At 73.9% G+C, this 16,813-nt stretch carries 12 protein-coding genes; 9 read left to right on the top strand and 3 right to left on the bottom strand.

The features are described from left to right. Positions 1-52 precede the first annotated feature (52 nt). Positions 53-670: a TetR/AcrR family transcriptional regulator gene (locus ACQYWQ_RS15440; protein ID WP_431035221.1), complete on the bottom strand. Its 618-nt coding sequence runs from the start codon at positions 668-670 to the stop codon at positions 53-55. Positions 671-789: 119 nt separating this feature from the next. Further along, positions 790-1,473, bottom strand: a complete 684-nt coding sequence (locus tag ACQYWQ_RS15445; protein ID WP_431039206.1) for an Lrp/AsnC family transcriptional regulator — start codon at positions 1,471-1,473, stop codon at positions 790-792. 686 nt (positions 1,474-2,159) lie between these two features. Here ACQYWQ_RS15445 and pdhA point away from each other — a divergent pair. The 9 genes from pdhA to ACQYWQ_RS15490 all read left to right on the top strand — a co-directional run bounded on the left by pdhA (position 2,160) and on the right by ACQYWQ_RS15490 (position 14,456). Then, a complete protein-coding gene (gene pdhA, locus ACQYWQ_RS15450) occupies positions 2,160-3,425 on the top strand; it encodes a pyruvate dehydrogenase (acetyl-transferring) E1 component subunit alpha (RefSeq protein ID WP_431035223.1) in 1,266 nt (421 codons plus the stop codon). After that, a complete protein-coding gene (locus ACQYWQ_RS15455) occupies positions 3,422-4,456 on the top strand; it encodes an alpha-ketoacid dehydrogenase subunit beta (protein WP_431035225.1) in 1,035 nt (344 codons plus the stop codon). Before pdhA ends, ACQYWQ_RS15455 begins: the two co-directional genes overlap by 4 nt. After that, positions 4,456-5,859, top strand: a complete 1,404-nt coding sequence (locus ACQYWQ_RS15460; protein ID WP_431035226.1) for a dihydrolipoamide acetyltransferase family protein — start codon at positions 4,456-4,458, stop codon at positions 5,857-5,859. Before ACQYWQ_RS15455 ends, ACQYWQ_RS15460 begins: the two co-directional genes overlap by 1 nt. Before the next feature lie 98 nt (positions 5,860-5,957). Continuing rightward, a complete protein-coding gene (locus ACQYWQ_RS15465; RefSeq protein ID WP_431035227.1) occupies positions 5,958-6,932 on the top strand; it encodes a DUF6457 domain-containing protein in 975 nt (324 codons plus the stop codon). A gap of 143 nt (positions 6,933-7,075) precedes the next feature. Beyond that, a complete protein-coding gene (locus tag ACQYWQ_RS15470; RefSeq protein WP_431035228.1) occupies positions 7,076-8,812 on the top strand; it encodes a molybdopterin molybdotransferase MoeA in 1,737 nt (578 codons plus the stop codon). A 101-nt stretch (positions 8,813-8,913) separates the two neighbouring features. After that, positions 8,914-10,026, top strand: coding sequence for a potassium channel family protein (locus tag ACQYWQ_RS15475; RefSeq protein WP_431035229.1), 1,113 nt, complete (start codon positions 8,914-8,916; stop codon positions 10,024-10,026). A 544-nt stretch (positions 10,027-10,570) separates the two neighbouring features. Continuing rightward, positions 10,571-11,551, top strand: coding sequence for an NAD(P)H-quinone oxidoreductase (locus ACQYWQ_RS15480; protein ID WP_431035230.1), 981 nt, complete (start codon positions 10,571-10,573; stop codon positions 11,549-11,551). Between the two features lie 941 nt (positions 11,552-12,492). Next, a complete protein-coding gene (locus tag ACQYWQ_RS15485) occupies positions 12,493-13,353 on the top strand; it encodes a hypothetical protein (RefSeq protein ID WP_431035231.1) in 861 nt (286 codons plus the stop codon). Between the two features lie 566 nt (positions 13,354-13,919). Beyond that, the gene (locus tag ACQYWQ_RS15490; RefSeq protein WP_431035232.1) at positions 13,920-14,456 is read left to right on the top strand and encodes a bacterial proteasome activator family protein; all 537 of its coding nucleotides are present in this window, start codon (positions 13,920-13,922) and stop codon (positions 14,454-14,456) included. A 452-nt stretch (positions 14,457-14,908) separates the two neighbouring features. On the opposite strand, the gene ACQYWQ_RS15495 is transcribed toward ACQYWQ_RS15490, so the two are convergent. After that, positions 14,909-16,702 carry a protein kinase domain-containing protein gene (locus ACQYWQ_RS15495; RefSeq protein WP_431035234.1) on the bottom strand — a complete coding sequence of 598 codons (1,794 nt, stop codon included), beginning with the start codon at positions 16,700-16,702 and terminating at the stop codon, positions 14,909-14,911. Between the last annotated feature and the right edge of the window lie 111 nt (positions 16,703-16,813).

Below are 16,813 nucleotides of genomic sequence, written 5' to 3' on the forward strand. Positions count from 1 at the left end.
GGCGCTCCGGGCACGCCCCTGGCCCTCCGGACGGTCGGCGGTGCCTCAGAGGTCAGCGCGGGCGCAGTCCGTCGAAGGCGAGGTGGAGCACGGCGTCCGCGAGGTCCTTGGCCCGGTCCCGCTGCTGTGCGCGCGCGTCCGCGTTCCCGCCGTCGGCCGGGCGGTACCACTCGACGATCGAGTTGATCATGCCGTAGAGGAGGCGGGTCGCGAGGCGCGGGCTGATGTCCGCGCGCAGGCCGCCCTCCGTGACGGCCGCCTGGACGAGGTCGGCGAGGCGGTGGTCGAAGTCGCGGCGGCGCTCCATCGCCCAGCGCTCCGCGTCCGTGTTGCCGCGTACCCGCAGGAGCAGCGTCACGTACGGAAGCTCCGCGACCAGGACGGCGACCGTCCCCCGTACGACGTACTCCAGGCGCTCCGTCGCCGTGCCCGTGCGCGCGCCCTCCTCGTCGAGCACGCCGAAGAGTCCGTCGAGCGCGCGGCTCACGGCCCTGCGCAGCAGCTCTTCCTTGCTGGAGACGTGGTGGTAGATCGAGGACTTCGAGATCCCGGCGGCCCGCGCCAGGTGCTCCATCGAGGTGCCGTCGTACCCGCGTTCGTTGAAGACGCCCACCGCGACGGAGAGGAGGGATTCCGGCGTGTAGGCATCGCGCTTGACCGCAGCCGTCATGATCAGGACCACCGTTCCGGGGAGGGCTCAGCGGCTCTCCTTTGTGCCGACCGATCGTTCGGTCACTCTAACGCCCGCCGCGCCGCCTTGCCCAGAGCGAAGGTCCGCGACGGGAGTGCTCAGCGGGCCGGGTGGTCCGCCGGGTGTTCCGGCGCTCCCGAGGGCTCGGGGCCCTGTCCGACCTCTTCCTCCTCGAACACCAGCAGCGTACGTGTGCTGAGGATCTCGGGGATCGCCTGGAGGCGGGTGAGGACGAGTTCGCGCAGGGCCCGGTTGTCCGGCGAGTGCACGAGGACCAGGACGTCGAAGTCGCCCGAGACGAGCGCGATGTGGGAGACGCCGGGCAGCGCGCGCAACTGGCGGTGGACGGTGCGCCAGGAGTTCTGCACGATGCGCAGGGTCAGGTAGGCGGAGGCGCCCTGACCTGCGCGTTCATGGTGCACGCGGGCACCGAAGCCGAGGATCACGCCGTCCTCGACGAGGCGGTTGATGCGGGCGTAGGCGTTCGCGCGCGAGACGTGCACCTGCTCGGCGACCGAGCGGATCGAGGCCCGTCCGTCCGCCTGGAGGATGCGCAGGATGTCGTGGTCCACCGCGTCCAGCGGGCGCGGCTCGCGGGGGCGTGAGGCGGGTGGGGAGGCGGGGGCGCGCTCGGCCGCACCAGGGGTGCCGGAGGTGCCGGGAGCGCCGGGCGGGGCTGCCGGGCCCGCGGTGCCTGCCGTGCCTGGTGCTCCTGCCGCGCCTGCCGTGCCTGGAGCGCCTGCCGCTCCGGCCGCGCTCGTGCGGGGGGCCGGGGGGCGCAGCCGGGGTGGCGGGACTTCGCGGGGGCGCGTCTCGGCCTGCGGTGCCGCTTCGTGGCGCGGGCGGGCGTGCCCGGCCGCGCGGGCCTGCTCGCCGGGCCTGCTGTCGTCGGTTCGTTCCCGTCGTGTCATGTCCCGCCCCGTGCCCTGTCGGTCCTGCCACTGTCATCGCTGCCGTGCCCACGTACCGCCGCGTACGGCGCCGGGCCGCGGCCTCGCGGCCCTACCGCCGGGTCCGCGTCGGCTCCGTACCCGTACCGCCCGGACCCGGCGCCCTGCCGCACTCGTACCCGTACCGCCGGGTGCCCGTGCCGAGGCGTCCGTGCCGACGGCTCCGTCGGGCGCTCTCCGCCGTGTGCGGCGGGCGGCCCGTACGACGTTCCCGCTTCCTTGTTCCTACCCTCCCGCATTCCCCCGCCGATCCGTGCCCCCCGGCCCTGCCGCAGGACGGGAGGCTGGACGGGAGGGGAGGGTCGCGGCCAATCGTTCAGGCGGGGCCGGTACCGAACGGCCCCTCATGGACGCCTGGTCAACATCAGACGCCGAATGACACCGATTGTCCACAGGCCCGGGTCGCCTGTGGCCAAAATGCGCTGATCCTCGCACCATCAGGAGGTGAAGTGGGTCACGCGCGGACCCGCCTCGCCCAGCTTTCCCAGACGTGGTGTTCTCACAAGGAGGTGCCGGACATGACGGTCGTCGAGCATCAGGGGCAGAGGGACACGCCCCGCCCCGCCCCGCCCCCGCACTGGCGGCCGCGTACCGACCCGGCCCCCCTGCTGCCCGACGCCGAGCCCTACCGGCTCCTCGGCGTGGCCGCGGCGCCCGCCAAGCCCGGCGCCCGCCGCGCCAAGGCCGGGCCGAAGAAGCCCCCGGCCGCCGCGGCCGACCCCGACCTCCTCCTCCGCCTCTACGCCGAACTGGTCCGCGGCCGCCGCTACAACGCGCAGGCCACGGCCCTCACCCGGCAGGGCAGGCTCGCCGTCTACCCCTCGACCACCGGGCAGGAGGCCGCCGAGATCGCGGCGGCGCTCGTGCTCCAGGACCAGGACTGGCTCTTCCCCAGCTACCGCGACACCCTCGCGATCGTCGCGCGCGGCGTCGACCCGCTGGAGACCCTGACGCTCCTGCGCGGCGACAAGCACACCGGCTACGACCCGCACGCGACCCGTGTCGCGCCCCTGTCCACGCCGCTCGCCACGCACCTGCCGCACGCGGTCGGCCTCGCGCACGCCGCCCGGCTGCGCGGCGACGACGTCGTGGCGCTCGCGATGTGCGGCGACGGCGGCACGAGCGAGGGCGACTTCCACGAGGCCCTCAACTTCGCCGCCGTCTGGCAGGCACCCGTCGTCTTCCTCGTGCAGAACAACGGCTACGCGATCTCCGTGCCCCTCGACAAGCAGACCGCCGCCCCCTCGCTCGCCCACAAGGCCGTGGGCTACGGGATGCCGGGCCGGCTCGTGGACGGCAACGACGTACTCGCCCTGCACGAGGTGCTCGGCGAGGCCGTCCAGCGGGCCAGGACGGGAGGCGGGCCGACGCTCGTCGAAGCCGTCACGTACCGCCTCGACGCACACACCAACGCCGACGACGCCACGCGCTACCGCGACGCCGAAGAGGTCGAGACCTGGCGCGCGCACGACCCCGTGCGGCTCCTGGAGCGCGAACTGCTCGCCCTCGGTCTCCTGGACGAGGACGCGATCGAGGCGGAGCGCGAGCGCGCCGAGGAGTTCGCCGCAGGGCTCCGCGCCCGCCTCAACGCCGACGCCGAGCTGCACCCCGAGGAACTCTTCGCCCACGTCTACGCCACGCCGACCCCGCAGCTCGCCGAGCAGGCGGAGCAGCTGCGCGCGGAGCGCGAGGCGGAGGCCGAAGCCCACGGCGAGGGAGCGGGCGCCGCGCCCAGTACCCCGCGCGACGCCGCGCACGACACGGAACGGGAGAGCCGCCGATGACGACGGCCACGACGGTCACCAGCACACCCGCGACGGACGCGCCCCGGCCCACCACGATGGCCGCCGCGCTCAATCGCGCGCTGCGCGACGCGATGACCGAGGACCCCGCCGTGCACGTGCTCGGCGAGGACGTCGGCGCCCTCGGCGGCGTCTTCCGCATCACCGACGGCCTCGCCGCCGAGTTCGGCGAGCAGCGCTGCCTCGACACGCCGCTCGCCGAGGCGGGCATCCTCGGTGCCGCGGTCGGCATGGCGATGTACGGGCTGCGGCCCGTCGTCGAGATGCAGTTCGACGCCTTCGCCTACCCGGCCTTCGAGCAGGTCGCGAGCCACGTCGCGAAGATGCGCAACCGCACGGGCGGGCGCCTCCCGCTCCCGCTGACGATCCGCATCCCGTACGGCGGCGGCATCGGCGGCGTCGAGCACCACAGCGACTCCTCCGAGATCTACTACATGGCGACCCCGGGCCTGCACGTCGTCACACCCGCGACCGTCGCCGACGCCTATGGCCTGCTGCGCGCCGCGATCGCGTCGGACGACCCGGTCGTCTTCATGGAGCCGAAGCGCCTGTACTGGTCGAAGGCCGACTGGTCGCCGGAGAGTCCCGAGCCCGTCGAGCCCATCGGCCGCGCCGTCGTGCGCCGCCCGGGCCGCAGCGCGACGCTCCTCACGTACGGGCCCTCGCTGCCCGTCTGCATGGAGGCCGCCGAGGCCGCCGTCGCCGAGGGCTGGGACCTGGAGGTCGTCGACCTGCGCTCGCTCGTCCCCTTCGACGACGAGACCGTCGCCGCCTCCGTACGCCGCACGGGTCGCGCCGTCGTCGTCCACGAGGCGCAGGGTTTCGCGGGCCCCGGCGGCGAGATCGCCGCGCGCGTCACCGAGCGCTGCTTCCATCACCTGGAGGCGCCCGTGCTCCGCGTGACAGGTTTCGACATCCCCTTCCCGCCCCCCATGCTGGAGCGGCACCATCTTCCTGGTGTGGACCGCATTCTCGACGCCGTCGCGCGCTTGCAGTGGGAGGCTGAACGCTGATGCCGCAGGTCCTGGAGTTCGCCCTGCCGGATCTCGGTGAGGGGCTGACGGAAGCACAGATCGTGACGTGGCTCGTGGAGGTCGGCGACACCGTCGCGATCGACCAGCCCGTCGTGGAGGTCGAGACCGCCAAGGCGATGGTCGAGGTCCCGTGCCCGCACGGCGGTGTCGTCACCGCGCGCCACGGTGACGAGGGCCAGTCCCTGCCGGTCGGCGCGCCGCTCGTGAGCATCGCGGTGGAGGAGGAGACCGGCCCCGGCGCGGGCAGCGGTGCCGCCGCCGGTGCGGGTGCCGGTGCTGGTACGGCGGCGGGTGCCGCGCCTGCGGGCTCCGCTTCCTCCGATGCCTCCGCCACCGACGACGGCGGCTCCGGGAACGTGCTCGTCGGCTACGGCACGGGCACAGCGACCGCCGTGCGGCGTCGCAGGGTCCGTACGCGCACGACGGGCACGCCGGCCGTACAGGTCCGTGAGGCCGAGTCCCCCGCCCCTGCGGCCCCCGAGCCCGTCGCCGTGCAGGCCACCGCGACCGAGGGCCCCGTGCCCGTCATCTCGCCGCTCGTGCGCAAGCTCGCCCGGGACAACGGCATCGACCTGCGCTCCCTCAGCGGCAGCGGCCCTGAGGGCCTCATCGTGCGCGCCGACGTCGAGCGTGCGGTCACCGATTCGGCCCATACCCCCGCCGTGGCCGATGCCGAGGCCGTGCCGGACTCCGCCGAGGAGCGCGTCCCCCTGACCGGGATGCGCGGCGCGGCCGCCGAGAAGCTCTCCCGCAGCCGCACCGAGATTCCCGACGCGACCTGCTGGGTCGACGCCGACGCCACCGAACTCCTCGCCGCACGCGCGGCGATGAACGCGGCGGGCGGCGAGAAGATCTCCGTCCTCGCGTTCTTCGCCCGCATCACGAGCGCGGCGCTGGCCCGTTTCCCCGAGCTGAACTCGCGTGTGGACACGGTCAACAAGGAGATCGTGCGCCTGAAGTCCGTTCACCTCGGCTTCGCGGCCCAGACCGAACGCGGGCTCGTCGTCCCGGTGCTGCGCGAGGTCCAGGATCAGAATGCCGAACAGCTCTCGGCCGGGCTCGCGGCCCTGACCCGCACCGCACGCGAGGGGCGCCTGACCCCGGCCCAGCTCACCGGCGGCACCTTCACTCTCAACAACTACGGCGTCTTCGGCGTGGACGGATCGACCCCGATCATCAACCACCCCGAGGCCGCGATGCTCGGCATCGGCCGCATCACGCCGAAGCCGTGGGTCCACGAGGGTGAACTCGCCGTCCGTCAGGTCGTGCAGCTCTCCCTCACCTTCGACCACCGCGTCTGCGACGGTGGCGTCGCAGGCGGATTCCTCCGTTACGTCGCCGACTGCGTCGAACACCCCGCCCTCCTCCTCCGCACCCTCTGACCCCGACCCGGTCTCCTCGCGTGCCGTGATGTTTCACGTGAAACATCACGGCACGCCCGCTCCCCGCTCCCACCACCCCGCCCGCGCATACTGCGGATATGCGGACGGTGGTGGGGCGACGGAGCGGCGGGGCTGACGACGCTTGGGACGCGGGTCCACCCGATCCCGGGGCGGGCGGGGGGCCCGGCGGTGTTCCCGGGGCGTACGACGCCGTCGTCCTCGCCGGGGGCGGGGCCCGGCGGCTCGGGGGTGCGGACAAGCCGGGGCTGCGGGTCGGCGGCCTCAGACTCATCGACCGGGTGCTCGCCGCGTGCGCCGAAGCCCGGACGACTGTCGTCGTCGCGGCGCCGCGTTCCGTCGCCCGGCCCGTCATGTGGGCGCGCGAGGAACCGCCGGGCGGAGGGCCGCTCGCCGCGCTCGACGCGGGACTGCGCCACGTCAGCGCCCCACGCCTCTGCCTGCTCTCCGCCGACCTTCCCTTCCTCACCCCCGCGGCACTCACCCGCCTGCACGCCGCGCTCGACGCGGAACCGGCGAAGGACGGCGCCCTCTACACCGACGCGGACGGCCGCGAGCAGTACCTCACCGCCGTCTACCGCACCGGGCCGCTGCGCGAGGGGCTGGAACGCCTGCGAGAAGGTGGGGACAGCACGCCAGGCGAACTACGGGGCGGGAACAGCGGGCAGGCGAGAACCGGTGGGCTGTCCCTGCGACGGCTGCTCGGCCCGCTGGATCTCGTCCGGGTGCCCGACGAGGAGCGCGTCTCCTTCGACTGCGACACCTGGGAGGACCTCGCCGTCGCCCAGGACCGGATCAGGGAGCATGGTCACGTGTTGGACGAATGGATTTCCGCGGTCAAGGCCGAACTCGGCATCACCCTCGACGTGGACGTACGTCTGCTGCTCGACCTCGCCCGCGACGCGGCGCACGGCGTCGATCGCCCGGCGGCGCCGCTCACGACCTTCCTCGTCGGTTACGCGGCGGGCAGGGCCGAGGGCGGCCCCGAGGCCGTCGCCGAAGCGGTGCGCAAGGCGGAGGCGCTCGCGAAGCGCTGGGCGGCTGAGGCGAAGTGAGCGCCGCAGGCGGTAGTACGAACCCGCGCGACTCCCGGACGGACCCGGACCCGGGGTCGAAAGCCGCGACGCCGGACACCACGCCGGGAGTCGTACGGGGGGCCGCGTCCGGCGAGGCGCGTTCCGCGCAGGGCGATGCCCCGATGAGCACCGCTGAGGCGGCTGAAGCCGCGGAAGCCGCTGAGGCAGCTGAGGCCGCGGCAGCCGTCGAGGCCGCCTACGACGCCGCATTCGATCAGGCTCTCGCTCTGGCCCGCGCCCATACGACGACGCCTCATCCTCGTCCTGCGCCCGCTGACGTCGCCGGAGCCGTTGCCACCGCGGATCAGGAGGACGATCCGGAGAAGCCGCGCGAGGCCTACGACTGGGCCGCCCACGACGCGGAGGACGCGTCCGGCGGGACCGTGACCGGCGGAGCACAGGCCGGCGCCGATGACGCGTGGACCGCGATCGAGGACGCCTGGGCGGGGGACGTACGGACGACCGCGACCAGGACGGACGGCGCGCGGCCGGAAGGCGACGCGCGACCGGAGGACGGCGCGAACGTGGCCGACGGGCCGCAGAACGCCACACACGTAACGCCGCTCGCGGGCGGCCGGTCGGCCGCAGGGACGCCGGACTCGCCGCACCACCGTCCTGCGGCTTCCTCCCGCGCGCGGTCCGCCACCGTGGCGACCTGGGAGGACGCACGCGAAGCGGTGCTCCGGGCAGCGCGCGCGACCGTGGCGCGCACGGCAGCACAGCCGGTACCCCTCCTGCCCTTGGAGCAGTCGCGTGGGCTCGCCCTCGCGGAACCGCTCACCGCCCTCACCGACCTCCCGTCCTTCGATACCTCGGCGATGGACGGCTGGGCCGTCGCAGGCCCAGGACCGTGGCGCCTGCTTCCCGGCGCCCAGGTGCTGGCCGGGCATCAACTCAAGGATGCCGACGGGCGACTCGACGACGGCGCCGCCGTGCCCGTGGCCACGGGCGCCCGGGTGCCGGACGGGGCGACCGGCGTGCTCCGCAGCGAGCACGGCGAGGTGACAGCAGAGGGCACGCGCCTGCACGCGCTCCACCCGCTCGCCCAGGGCGAGGACATCCGCCCGCGCGGGCAGGAGTGCCGCACGGGCGACGCCCTCGTCGACGAGGGAACGGTCGTAACGCCCCCGGTGCTCGGCCTCGCGGCCGCAGCCGGCTACGACGCCGTGCGCGCCCACCCTCGCCCCACCGCCGAAGTCTTCGTCCTCGGCGACGAACTGCTCGGCCGGGGAATCCCTGCGGACGGCCTGATCCGCGATGCGCTCGGCCCGATGCTCCCCGCCTGGCTCGAAGCGCTCGGCACCCGCGTCCTCGGCGTGCACCGCCTGCGCGACGAGGAAGACGATCTCGCCGCAGCACTCGCCGCGTCGGAGGCGGACCTCGTCCTCACGACGGGCGGTACGGCGGCGGGTCCCGTCGACCACGTCCGCCCTGTCCTCTCCCGGCTCGGCGCGCGCCTCCTCGTGGACGGGGTCGCGGTCCGGCCGGGCCATCCGATGCTGCTCGCGGCGACCGCCCCTGGCCAGCACCTCGTGGGCCTGCCGGGCAATCCCCTCGCGGCTGTCGCCGGGCTGCTGACGCTCGCCGCCCCGCTGATCGCCGTCCTCGCGGGCCGTGCCGAACTCCCCCGCACCCGCTTGCCGCTCGCCGAGCGAGTGGAGGGCCATCCCCGGGACACCCGGCTCCTGCCGGCCCGTATCCATGAGGGCAGGCTGTGTCCACTGCGCTACAACGGCCCCGCGATGTTGCGCGGAATCGCGAATGCCGACAGTCTCGCGGTCGTCCCTCCGGGCGGGGCAGAGGCCGGAACCGCCGTGGAGGTACTCGACCTGCCACGACCGGGCGGATGTTTCACGTGAAACATGGCCCGGATGGACGAGCACGATGTTTCACGTGAAACATCGTGGGGCGGTGTGAGGGGGATGTTTCACGTGGAACGTCCCCAGGGTCTTGATGGAGGATGTACGTGAAACTGCCCGGGCAGGACGCGATCGCGCGTCAGGCGGGTGAGCAACTGGTCGCCACGCGCATCAAACTGCCTCGCCGCGTCGTCGAGCAGCCGTTCCGTCAGGTCGCCAAACGCATCGCGATGGCACTCGCGGTACTGGTCGGCACCGCTCTCCTCGTCTACGCGGGCCGCGACGGATACGGAGACAACTCCGATCACCGGGTCGATCTGCTCGACGCCTTCTACTACGCGACCGTGACGCTCTCCACGACCGGGTACGGCGACATCGTCCCCGTGAGCGACACGGCGCGGCTGATCAATATCCTCGTCGTCACGCCCCTGCGCGTGCTCTTCCTGATCATCCTGGTCGGGACCACCTTGGAGGTCCTCACGGAACGAACCCGTGAGGAATGGCGGCTGCACCGCTGGAGGCATGCCTTGAGGGAACACACCGTCGTCGTCGGCTTCGGTACGAAGGGACGTTCGGCGATCAAGACCGTGCTGGCCGCCGGGTCCCTGACCCCGCAGCAGGTCGTCGTCGTCGACCCCAGCGAGAAGGTGATCGAACTCGCCACGGCCGAGGGCTTCGCGGGCGTCGTCGGCGATGCCACGCGCAGCGATGTCCTCGCGCGTGCGGAGGTGAGCAAGGCGCGGCAGATCATCATTGCCACCCAGCGCGACGACACCGCCGTCCTGGTGGCCCTGACAGCACGGCAACTCAACCGCGCCGCGCACATCGTCGCGGCCGTGCGTGAGGAGGAGAACGCCCCGCTTCTGCGACAGTCCGGCGCGGACGCGGTCATCACGAGCGCGAGCGCGGCGGGGCGCCTCCTCGGGCTCTCGGTCCTCAGCCCCAGCGCGGGCACCGTGATGGAGGACCTCATCCAGCAGGGCACGGGCCTCGATCTCGTCGAACGGCCGGTGATAAAGGCCGAGATCGGGCGCGGACCGCGCGAGACGGACGACCTCGTGGTCAGCGTCGTACGCGGTCACCGGGTCCTCGGCTACGACGACCCGGCGGTCGGCACCCTCCAGGCCACGGACCGCCTCATCACCATCGTCCGCGCCGGCCCGGACCCCCGAACCCTCCGTGACGCCCGTCCGCTGCGAGGCCACCCGTCCTGAGCGGCGCGGAGGACCGGGCCGGACGGGGGGCTCATCCGGCCGACGGGCCGGCTTGCGGAACCGGTGGGGGCTGCCCTGGGGGAACCGGCGGGGCAGCCCTGGCTTGGGTGGGGTTGTCGCGATGGGCCGGGGCGACAGCCAGGACCGAGTCGCTGCGTGAGTGGGCGTTCCCGCGGGCCTGGTGAGGCCGACGTACGGGGCTGTCGGTCCGTACGCGGGTGTGGACGGCGTCGCGCGGCCGTGGCCTGGTGAGCATTCGGCCGCGCTCGGCCGGGTAGGTCGTGCGGCGCCGGGATGGTGGTCCGCGCGGCCCGGATCGGCCGGCCGTCGGCGTCGGCGTACGGAATGCCGACGTACGTACGGGTGAAGGGCCCCGGGCGTGCGCGGGAGAGGCGTGCGCCGTGCAGGGACGGGCCGCCGCCGGGACCGGGCGGTGGTCCAGTGAGCACGGTGCGGCCCGGTCCGGGCCCCGGTCCGGGCCGCGGTCCGGGAGCGGGCGGCGGGTCCTCGGGACGGAGCGGCACTGGCGAGTAGCCTCGCGAGCATGCATGCGATCACGATTTCCGAACCCGGTGGACCGGACGTGCTCCTCTGGTCCGAGGTCGACGATCCCCGTCCGGCGCCCGGAGAGGTGCTGGTCGAGGTGGCGGCGAGCGCGGTGAACCGCGCCGACCTCCTCCAGCGCCAGGGCTTCTACGATCCGCCGCCCGGTGCCTCCCCGTACCCGGGCCTGGAGGTCTCCGGCCGGATCGCCGCGCTCGGCGCGGGCGTCTCGGGCTGGGCGGTGGGCGACGAGGTGTGCGCGCTCCTCGGCGGTGGTGGCTACGCCGAGAAGGTCGCCGTACCGGCAGGCCAGCTCCTCCCTGTGCCCGACGGCGTCGATCTGGTGGATGCGGCGGCGCTGCCGGAGGTGGTGTGCACGGTCTGGTCGAACGTGTTCATGGTCGCTGGGCTGCGGCCGGGGGAAACCCTTCTGGTGCACGGCGGTTCGAGCGGAATCGGGACGATGGCGATCCAGCTCGCGAAGGCGGTGGACGCCCGCGTCGCGGTGACGGCGGGCACGGCGGCGAAGCTGGACCGCTGCCGCGAGCTCGGCGCCGACATCCTCATCAACTACCGCGAGCAGGACTTCGTCGCCGAGCTGGGGAAGGCGACGGAGGGGCACGGCGCCGACGTGATCCTGGACAACATGGGCGCGAAGTACCTGGACCGCAATATCCAGGCCTTGGCCACGAGCGGCCGCCTCGCGATCATCGGAATGCAGGGCGGGGCCAAGGGCGAACTGAACCTGTCCGCCTTGATGGGCAAGCGCGCGGCGGTCACCGCGACGTCGCTGCGTGCCCGCCCGGCGGCGGAGAAGGCCGCGGTGGTGGCGGCGGTACGCGAACATGTGTGGCCCCTCCTTTCCTCGGGTGCGGTCAAGCCGATCGTCGACCGCCGCATTCCCATGAGCGAAGCGGCGACCGGACACCGTGTCCTCGACGAGAGCAGCCACATCGGCAAGGTGCTGCTGACGACGGGCTGAACTCCCCGGGCACACAGCCGTGGTGGGTCGGCGGGCACCCGTGGCTCCTCCCGCACACGGGGGACTCGGTGCTACCAGTCTGGCCCGTGATTCCGCCACTTCGGGCGCGAAGAAGCCTAAAACGGCGAATCTGTGGATAACTTCGGTGAAGTCATCACGCCGCTCACTCTTCGGAGTGAGCGGCGTTGCGGGTTTCGCGGAGTTATCCACAGATTCGGGTGGATGGGGGTGGGGGTGCTGATGGGCCTGAAAGGATGGTTACAGGGGAGCCCCCCGGGTGGGTGGGGGCTGTCCTGACGCAGTGCGCCGCGATCGCGCCGCCCCGGCCCCGCGCGCCGCCCCGGCCTTCGCCTGCCGCGCCCGCTCCCGCTCCCGCCTACCGCTCCCGCTCCCGCCTACCGCTCCCGCTCCCGCTCCCGCCTGCCGCTCCCGCTCCCGCTCCCGCTCCCGCCTGCCGCTCCCGCTCCCGCCTGCCGCTCCCGCTCCCGCCTGCCGCTCCCGCTCCCGCTTGCCAGCCCCCGGCCCCGAGACCCGTTCCCTGGAGCTGCCCCTGCCCTCCGCCCCCGCCTCCCAGGGTCCTTGGCTTCCCGCCCAGGCCCTCGCCGCCGCGCCTGCACGTTGGCTCTTGCCCAGGCTCTCGCCGCCGCCCTGCACGCTCGCTTCCGCCCTCACCCCCGCCTGCCTTCGCCTCCGCTCAGCCCTTGGCCCTCCGCTCAGCCGTTGCCCTCCGCCCCTACTCCCGCTACCGAGCCCCGGCCATACCCCCCTCGGCACCTCCGCGCCCCCAAGCACCCCCCTCACCCCACCCCCCACCCCCTCACCCGCGCTTGCCCTCGCACCCCCTGCGCCCCTCACCTATGTGCCCCCGCGTTCCCGCTCGCCGAGGGGGCTTCGGCGTGTGAGTCTGGTCACGTGGACCGGGGCTCTGTGGGAGGGACGACATGACCGCTGGGCTGCGTGCGGTGACGGCTCCTGCCGCTTCGCTGGTGCTCCTTCTGGCCCTCGTACTGGTCCTTCTGCTGCCGGACGGCTTGGCCTACGCGATGGGCCGGACCCCGCGCGCACTCCCGCACGGCACGGCTTCCCCCGCGCCCCTCCGCCCCTTCGCCGAGCCGTCCCGTCCTCTGACCGGCCTCGAAGCTGCCCAGAGCCACCTGCCGGCCCCCGCACCACCCCCCGAACACCCGGGCCCTTCCCCCAGCGACACCCCGCAGCCTCCCGCCGCCGTGCCCCCCTTCGCCCCCGACCCGAGCACGGCCCCCGCGCTCCCGCCGTTCCCCGGCACCGGGTTCCCCGTCCTGCCCACCGCGCCCTCCCCGACAGCCCCGGGCAGCACCCCGGCCGCAGCTTCCCCCTCCGACACTCCGCACCGTTCCGAGAGCCCGAGCCCCTCCGTAGCCTCCGCCGTGCCCAGTGGCGGGACGGCCGGTGCCGACGCGAGCGTCCTGCCGTCCCGTACGGGGCACGGAGCGCCCCCGAAGGAGCCGCGTCCCCCTGCCGCGTCGCACGCGCCCTTCGTTGTTCCAGCTCCCCCGTCGCGGCTCCCGCTCACCCCCTCCACGCCGCGCCGCAGTCGCGCGCCCCTCGCTCCGCTCGCGCAGTCGCCCGAGGGGGAGCGTGCGGGAGCGGAGGCGCTCGCCGAGGAGATGCCCTCCGCCGATGAGATCCCCTTCAGGGTGGGAGCGAGCGGTACGGGGGTTCTCACCGACGCGCGAGGCCGTCTCGTCCTCGGCGGCGGCCTCATCTGCCTGGGCTGTGGCCTCGCCACCGCCCTCCTCGCCCTGCGCCTCCGCCGCGCCTGACTCCGCACGCCCGCACGTCGCACACCGCGGCCCCGCCTCGTACGCGCACTGCCCGGCCCTGCCCGGCGCGCACGCCGCATGCTGCACGCCGCACGCCGCACACGGCTCTCCAGCTTCAGCCTGCGCCCGCGCCTGACTCGGCAGGTCGCCCGCAGCCCGTACGAGGCCGAGGTGCCGCATGCTGTACGCCGCGACCGCCTCCGCTCGGTGGCCCTGACGCCCCTCCGACGCCCGCCTGGACCGGCGCCTCGCCGCGCCGCCCCGCGTGCCCCCTCGCGTCCGGCCCGGCAGTCGCCCCCCGGCGCGGGCCCTGCTGCCGCCTCCTGCTCTGCGCCGCGACTGCCGTCTGCGGTGGCCGGTGCGACTCCATCGTCACTCCGCGCCGCGACTGCCGTCTGCGGTGGCCGGTGCGACTCCACCGTCACCCCGCGCCGCAGCGCCCACCCCGCCGGGCGCCTGCCTCCGGGCCCGGCGTCCCACCCGCCTTCCCCGTATCGCTGCCCCGTCCGTGCCCCCACCCCCGCACTCCCTTCAAGCAAACCTCACCCGTGCGAGAGAATGGCCGTATGGAGATCCCGAGGAACGAACGGTCGCAGGAGCAGCCGCAGGTCCTGGTCGTCGGGCAGGAGGGGATGGCGCTCGGCGGTGGGGGTGTGGATGACGAGTCGGGCGAGACCCCGATCACCGAGATGGTCGCCCAGCCCGCGAAGGTCATGCGGATCGGCAGCATGATCAAGCAGTTGCTGGAGGAGGTGCGGGCGGCGCCTCTCGACGAGGCGAGCCGGGCCCGGCTGCGGGAGATCCACGCCAGTTCCGTGAAGGAGCTGGAGGACGGGCTCGCGCCGGAGCTGGTGGAGGAGCTGGAGCGGATCTCGCTCCCCTTCACCGACGAGGTCACGCCGAGCGACGCGGAGCTGCGGATCGCGCAGGCTCAGCTGGTGGGCTGGCTGGAGGGCCTCTTCCACGGCATCCAGACCACCCTTTTCGCCCAGCAGATGGCCGCCCGCGCTCAGCTTGAGCAGATGCGCCGCGCGCTGCCGCCCGGCAGCGGCGGGGACGAGGCCGACCTCGGCGGCGGCCGTACGGGTGGCCCCTACCTCTGACCACGCACGCGGACACCGGGACCGTCAGGACCGGCGAAGCGAAGAAGGGCGGCAGCCGGACAAAGAATCCGGCGCCGCCCTTCGCCGTCCGCGCTGTCCGAACTGCCGATGTCGTGGCCCGCGTGCACGAACCCCGAACCCCGAGCCCTCAGCCCCGAACCCCTTCCCGGACGCCAGGCGCTCCCGGCGCCCAGAACCTTCCCAGGGCACCGGCCCCCGGCGCATCGCCGTCCCCGCTGAGGCCGCACTGACCCCTGCCGACGGGGACAACCCTCGCCCCCGCCCACGACAGCCCCGCCCGGCCGCCACCGCCGGGGCCCGGCCACCGCCCCGACGCGACGCCACCCGGCCACCGCTTTCGCCGACGCGACGCCACCCAGCCACCGCTCCCGCCGACGGAACCCCCGCTCCCGCCCCTGTTCGGTCGAACCCGCGCCCCCGGGGGACTCGCCTCAGGCCGGGTTCCCCGTCGAGACGCGCAGGGTGATCGACGGGCGGTCCGCCCTGTCGACCTGCTTGTTCGGCTCGGGCTTCTGGCTGATGACCGTGCCCTCGCCGAAGGTGTTGTTGTCGACCTTCTCGACCTTCCACTCCCAGCCGCCCGCGCGCAGACAAGCCTCCACGGACTTCATGTACTTGTACTGGACGTCCGGTACGTCCACCTTCTTCGGGTCGTCCCATTCGCTCGGCGTGCGGTCGGCGCACTTGTCGGGGTCCATCGTCCGATCCGGCTCGGGGCTCCGGTAGCCGGGCGGGTGCACGCTGGACTCCTTGGCCACGGGCTTGTCATCAGGGCCGTCCTTCTTGCCGTCCGGCCCGAACGCGACCCACAGCGATCCGGCCACGAGGACGAGCGCCGTGAGCGCGACCGTGAGCACGATCCGGCGTTTCTTCCCCGGCTTCGGCGTGCTTCCACCGACCGCGCCCCCGCCTCCCGCGCCCCCGTCACGCCCGGCCTGCGCCGCACCGGTCTGCGGGTAGCCGTACGCGCCGGAGTCCTGTCCGTACGAGGGCGCACCGCCGTACGCGGCGGCGGGCCCGTTTCCGTACGGCTGCGTCTGTCCGTACGGGTTCGGCGGCGGGCTCTGGTAGCCGCCCTGCGGGGAGCCGTACGCGGGCGGGGGCGTCCCGTACGCCTGTGGCTGTGGCTGTGGCTGTGGCTGCGGCTGCGGCGCGGGCGGGAAACCCTGCTGCGGCACCGGCGGGAAGACCGCCTGCCCCGCCTGCCCTACCTGCCCGCTCGCGCCCTGCCCGGCGTCCTGGCCACCCGCTCCTCCCACGCTCGGCCGCGCTCCCGTCAGCGCCCCCGCCACCCGTTCGCACTCCTCCCGCATCGCCTCCGCGTGCGGGAAGCGTTCGGCGGGGTTCTTGCGCAGGGCGCGGGCGATGAGCGCGTCGATCGCCGGGGGCAGCGCGCTGTTCAGCGTCGAGGGGACGGGCGGGGGCTCCTGGACGTGCGCGTACGCGATCGCGAAGGGCGAGTCGGCGTCGAAGGGGAGCCGCCCGGTGAGCAGCTGGAAGAGCATGACGCCGACCGAGTAGATGTCGCTGCGCGCGTCCACGGGGCGGCCCAGCGCCTGTTCGGGGGAGAGGTACTGCGGGGTGCCGACGACCATTCCGGTCTGCGTCATCGACGTGACCCCGGACTGGATGGCGCGCGCGATGCCGAAGTCCATCACCTTCACGACACCGCGCCGGTTCACCATGACGTTGCCCGGCTTGATGTCGCGGTGCACGAGCCCCATCTCGTGGCTCAGCTCCAGGGCCGCGAGCACGTCCCCGGTGATCTTCAGCGCGCGCTGCGCGGGCATCGCCCCGTACGCCCGTACGTCCTGCTCGAAGAGTGTGCCGAGCGGATCGCCCTCGATGTACTCCATGACGATGTACGGGGTCGTCGCGCCGTCGAGCTGGTCCTCGCCCGTGTCGAAGACCGACACGATGTGCGGGTGCGCGAGTTTCGCGACCGCCTGGGCCTCGCGGCGGAAGCGTTCCCGGAAGGCGGGTTCGCGGCCGAGATCGGTGTGGAGCGTCTTGATCGCGACCCGGCGGTCGAGCGCGGAGTCGTACGCGAGGTGCACGGACGCCATGCCTCCGGCCCCGAGCAGCTCCTCAAGCCGGTACCGGCCACCCGCCACCGTCTTGCCGATGTACCGGTCGCGTGTCTCGTCGCCGGACCCCGTGTACCGGTCGCGCGTCTCCTCGTCGGACCCGGTGTTCCGGTCGCGCGCGTCGTCGTTCTGGCTCATGTCCCCCGCCGTCCCCGCCGTCCCCGTGCCGCCCGGGGCGCGTACCGGCCTCCCGGCCGTCCTTGTGTGCTCCGGCCGCGTGCGATGATCCCTGACCGGTCCCGGCCAAGT

Source organism: Streptomyces sp. P6-2-1 (assembly GCF_050613165.1).
In the GTDB taxonomy this organism is placed as follows: domain Bacteria; phylum Actinomycetota; class Actinomycetes; order Streptomycetales; family Streptomycetaceae; genus Streptomyces.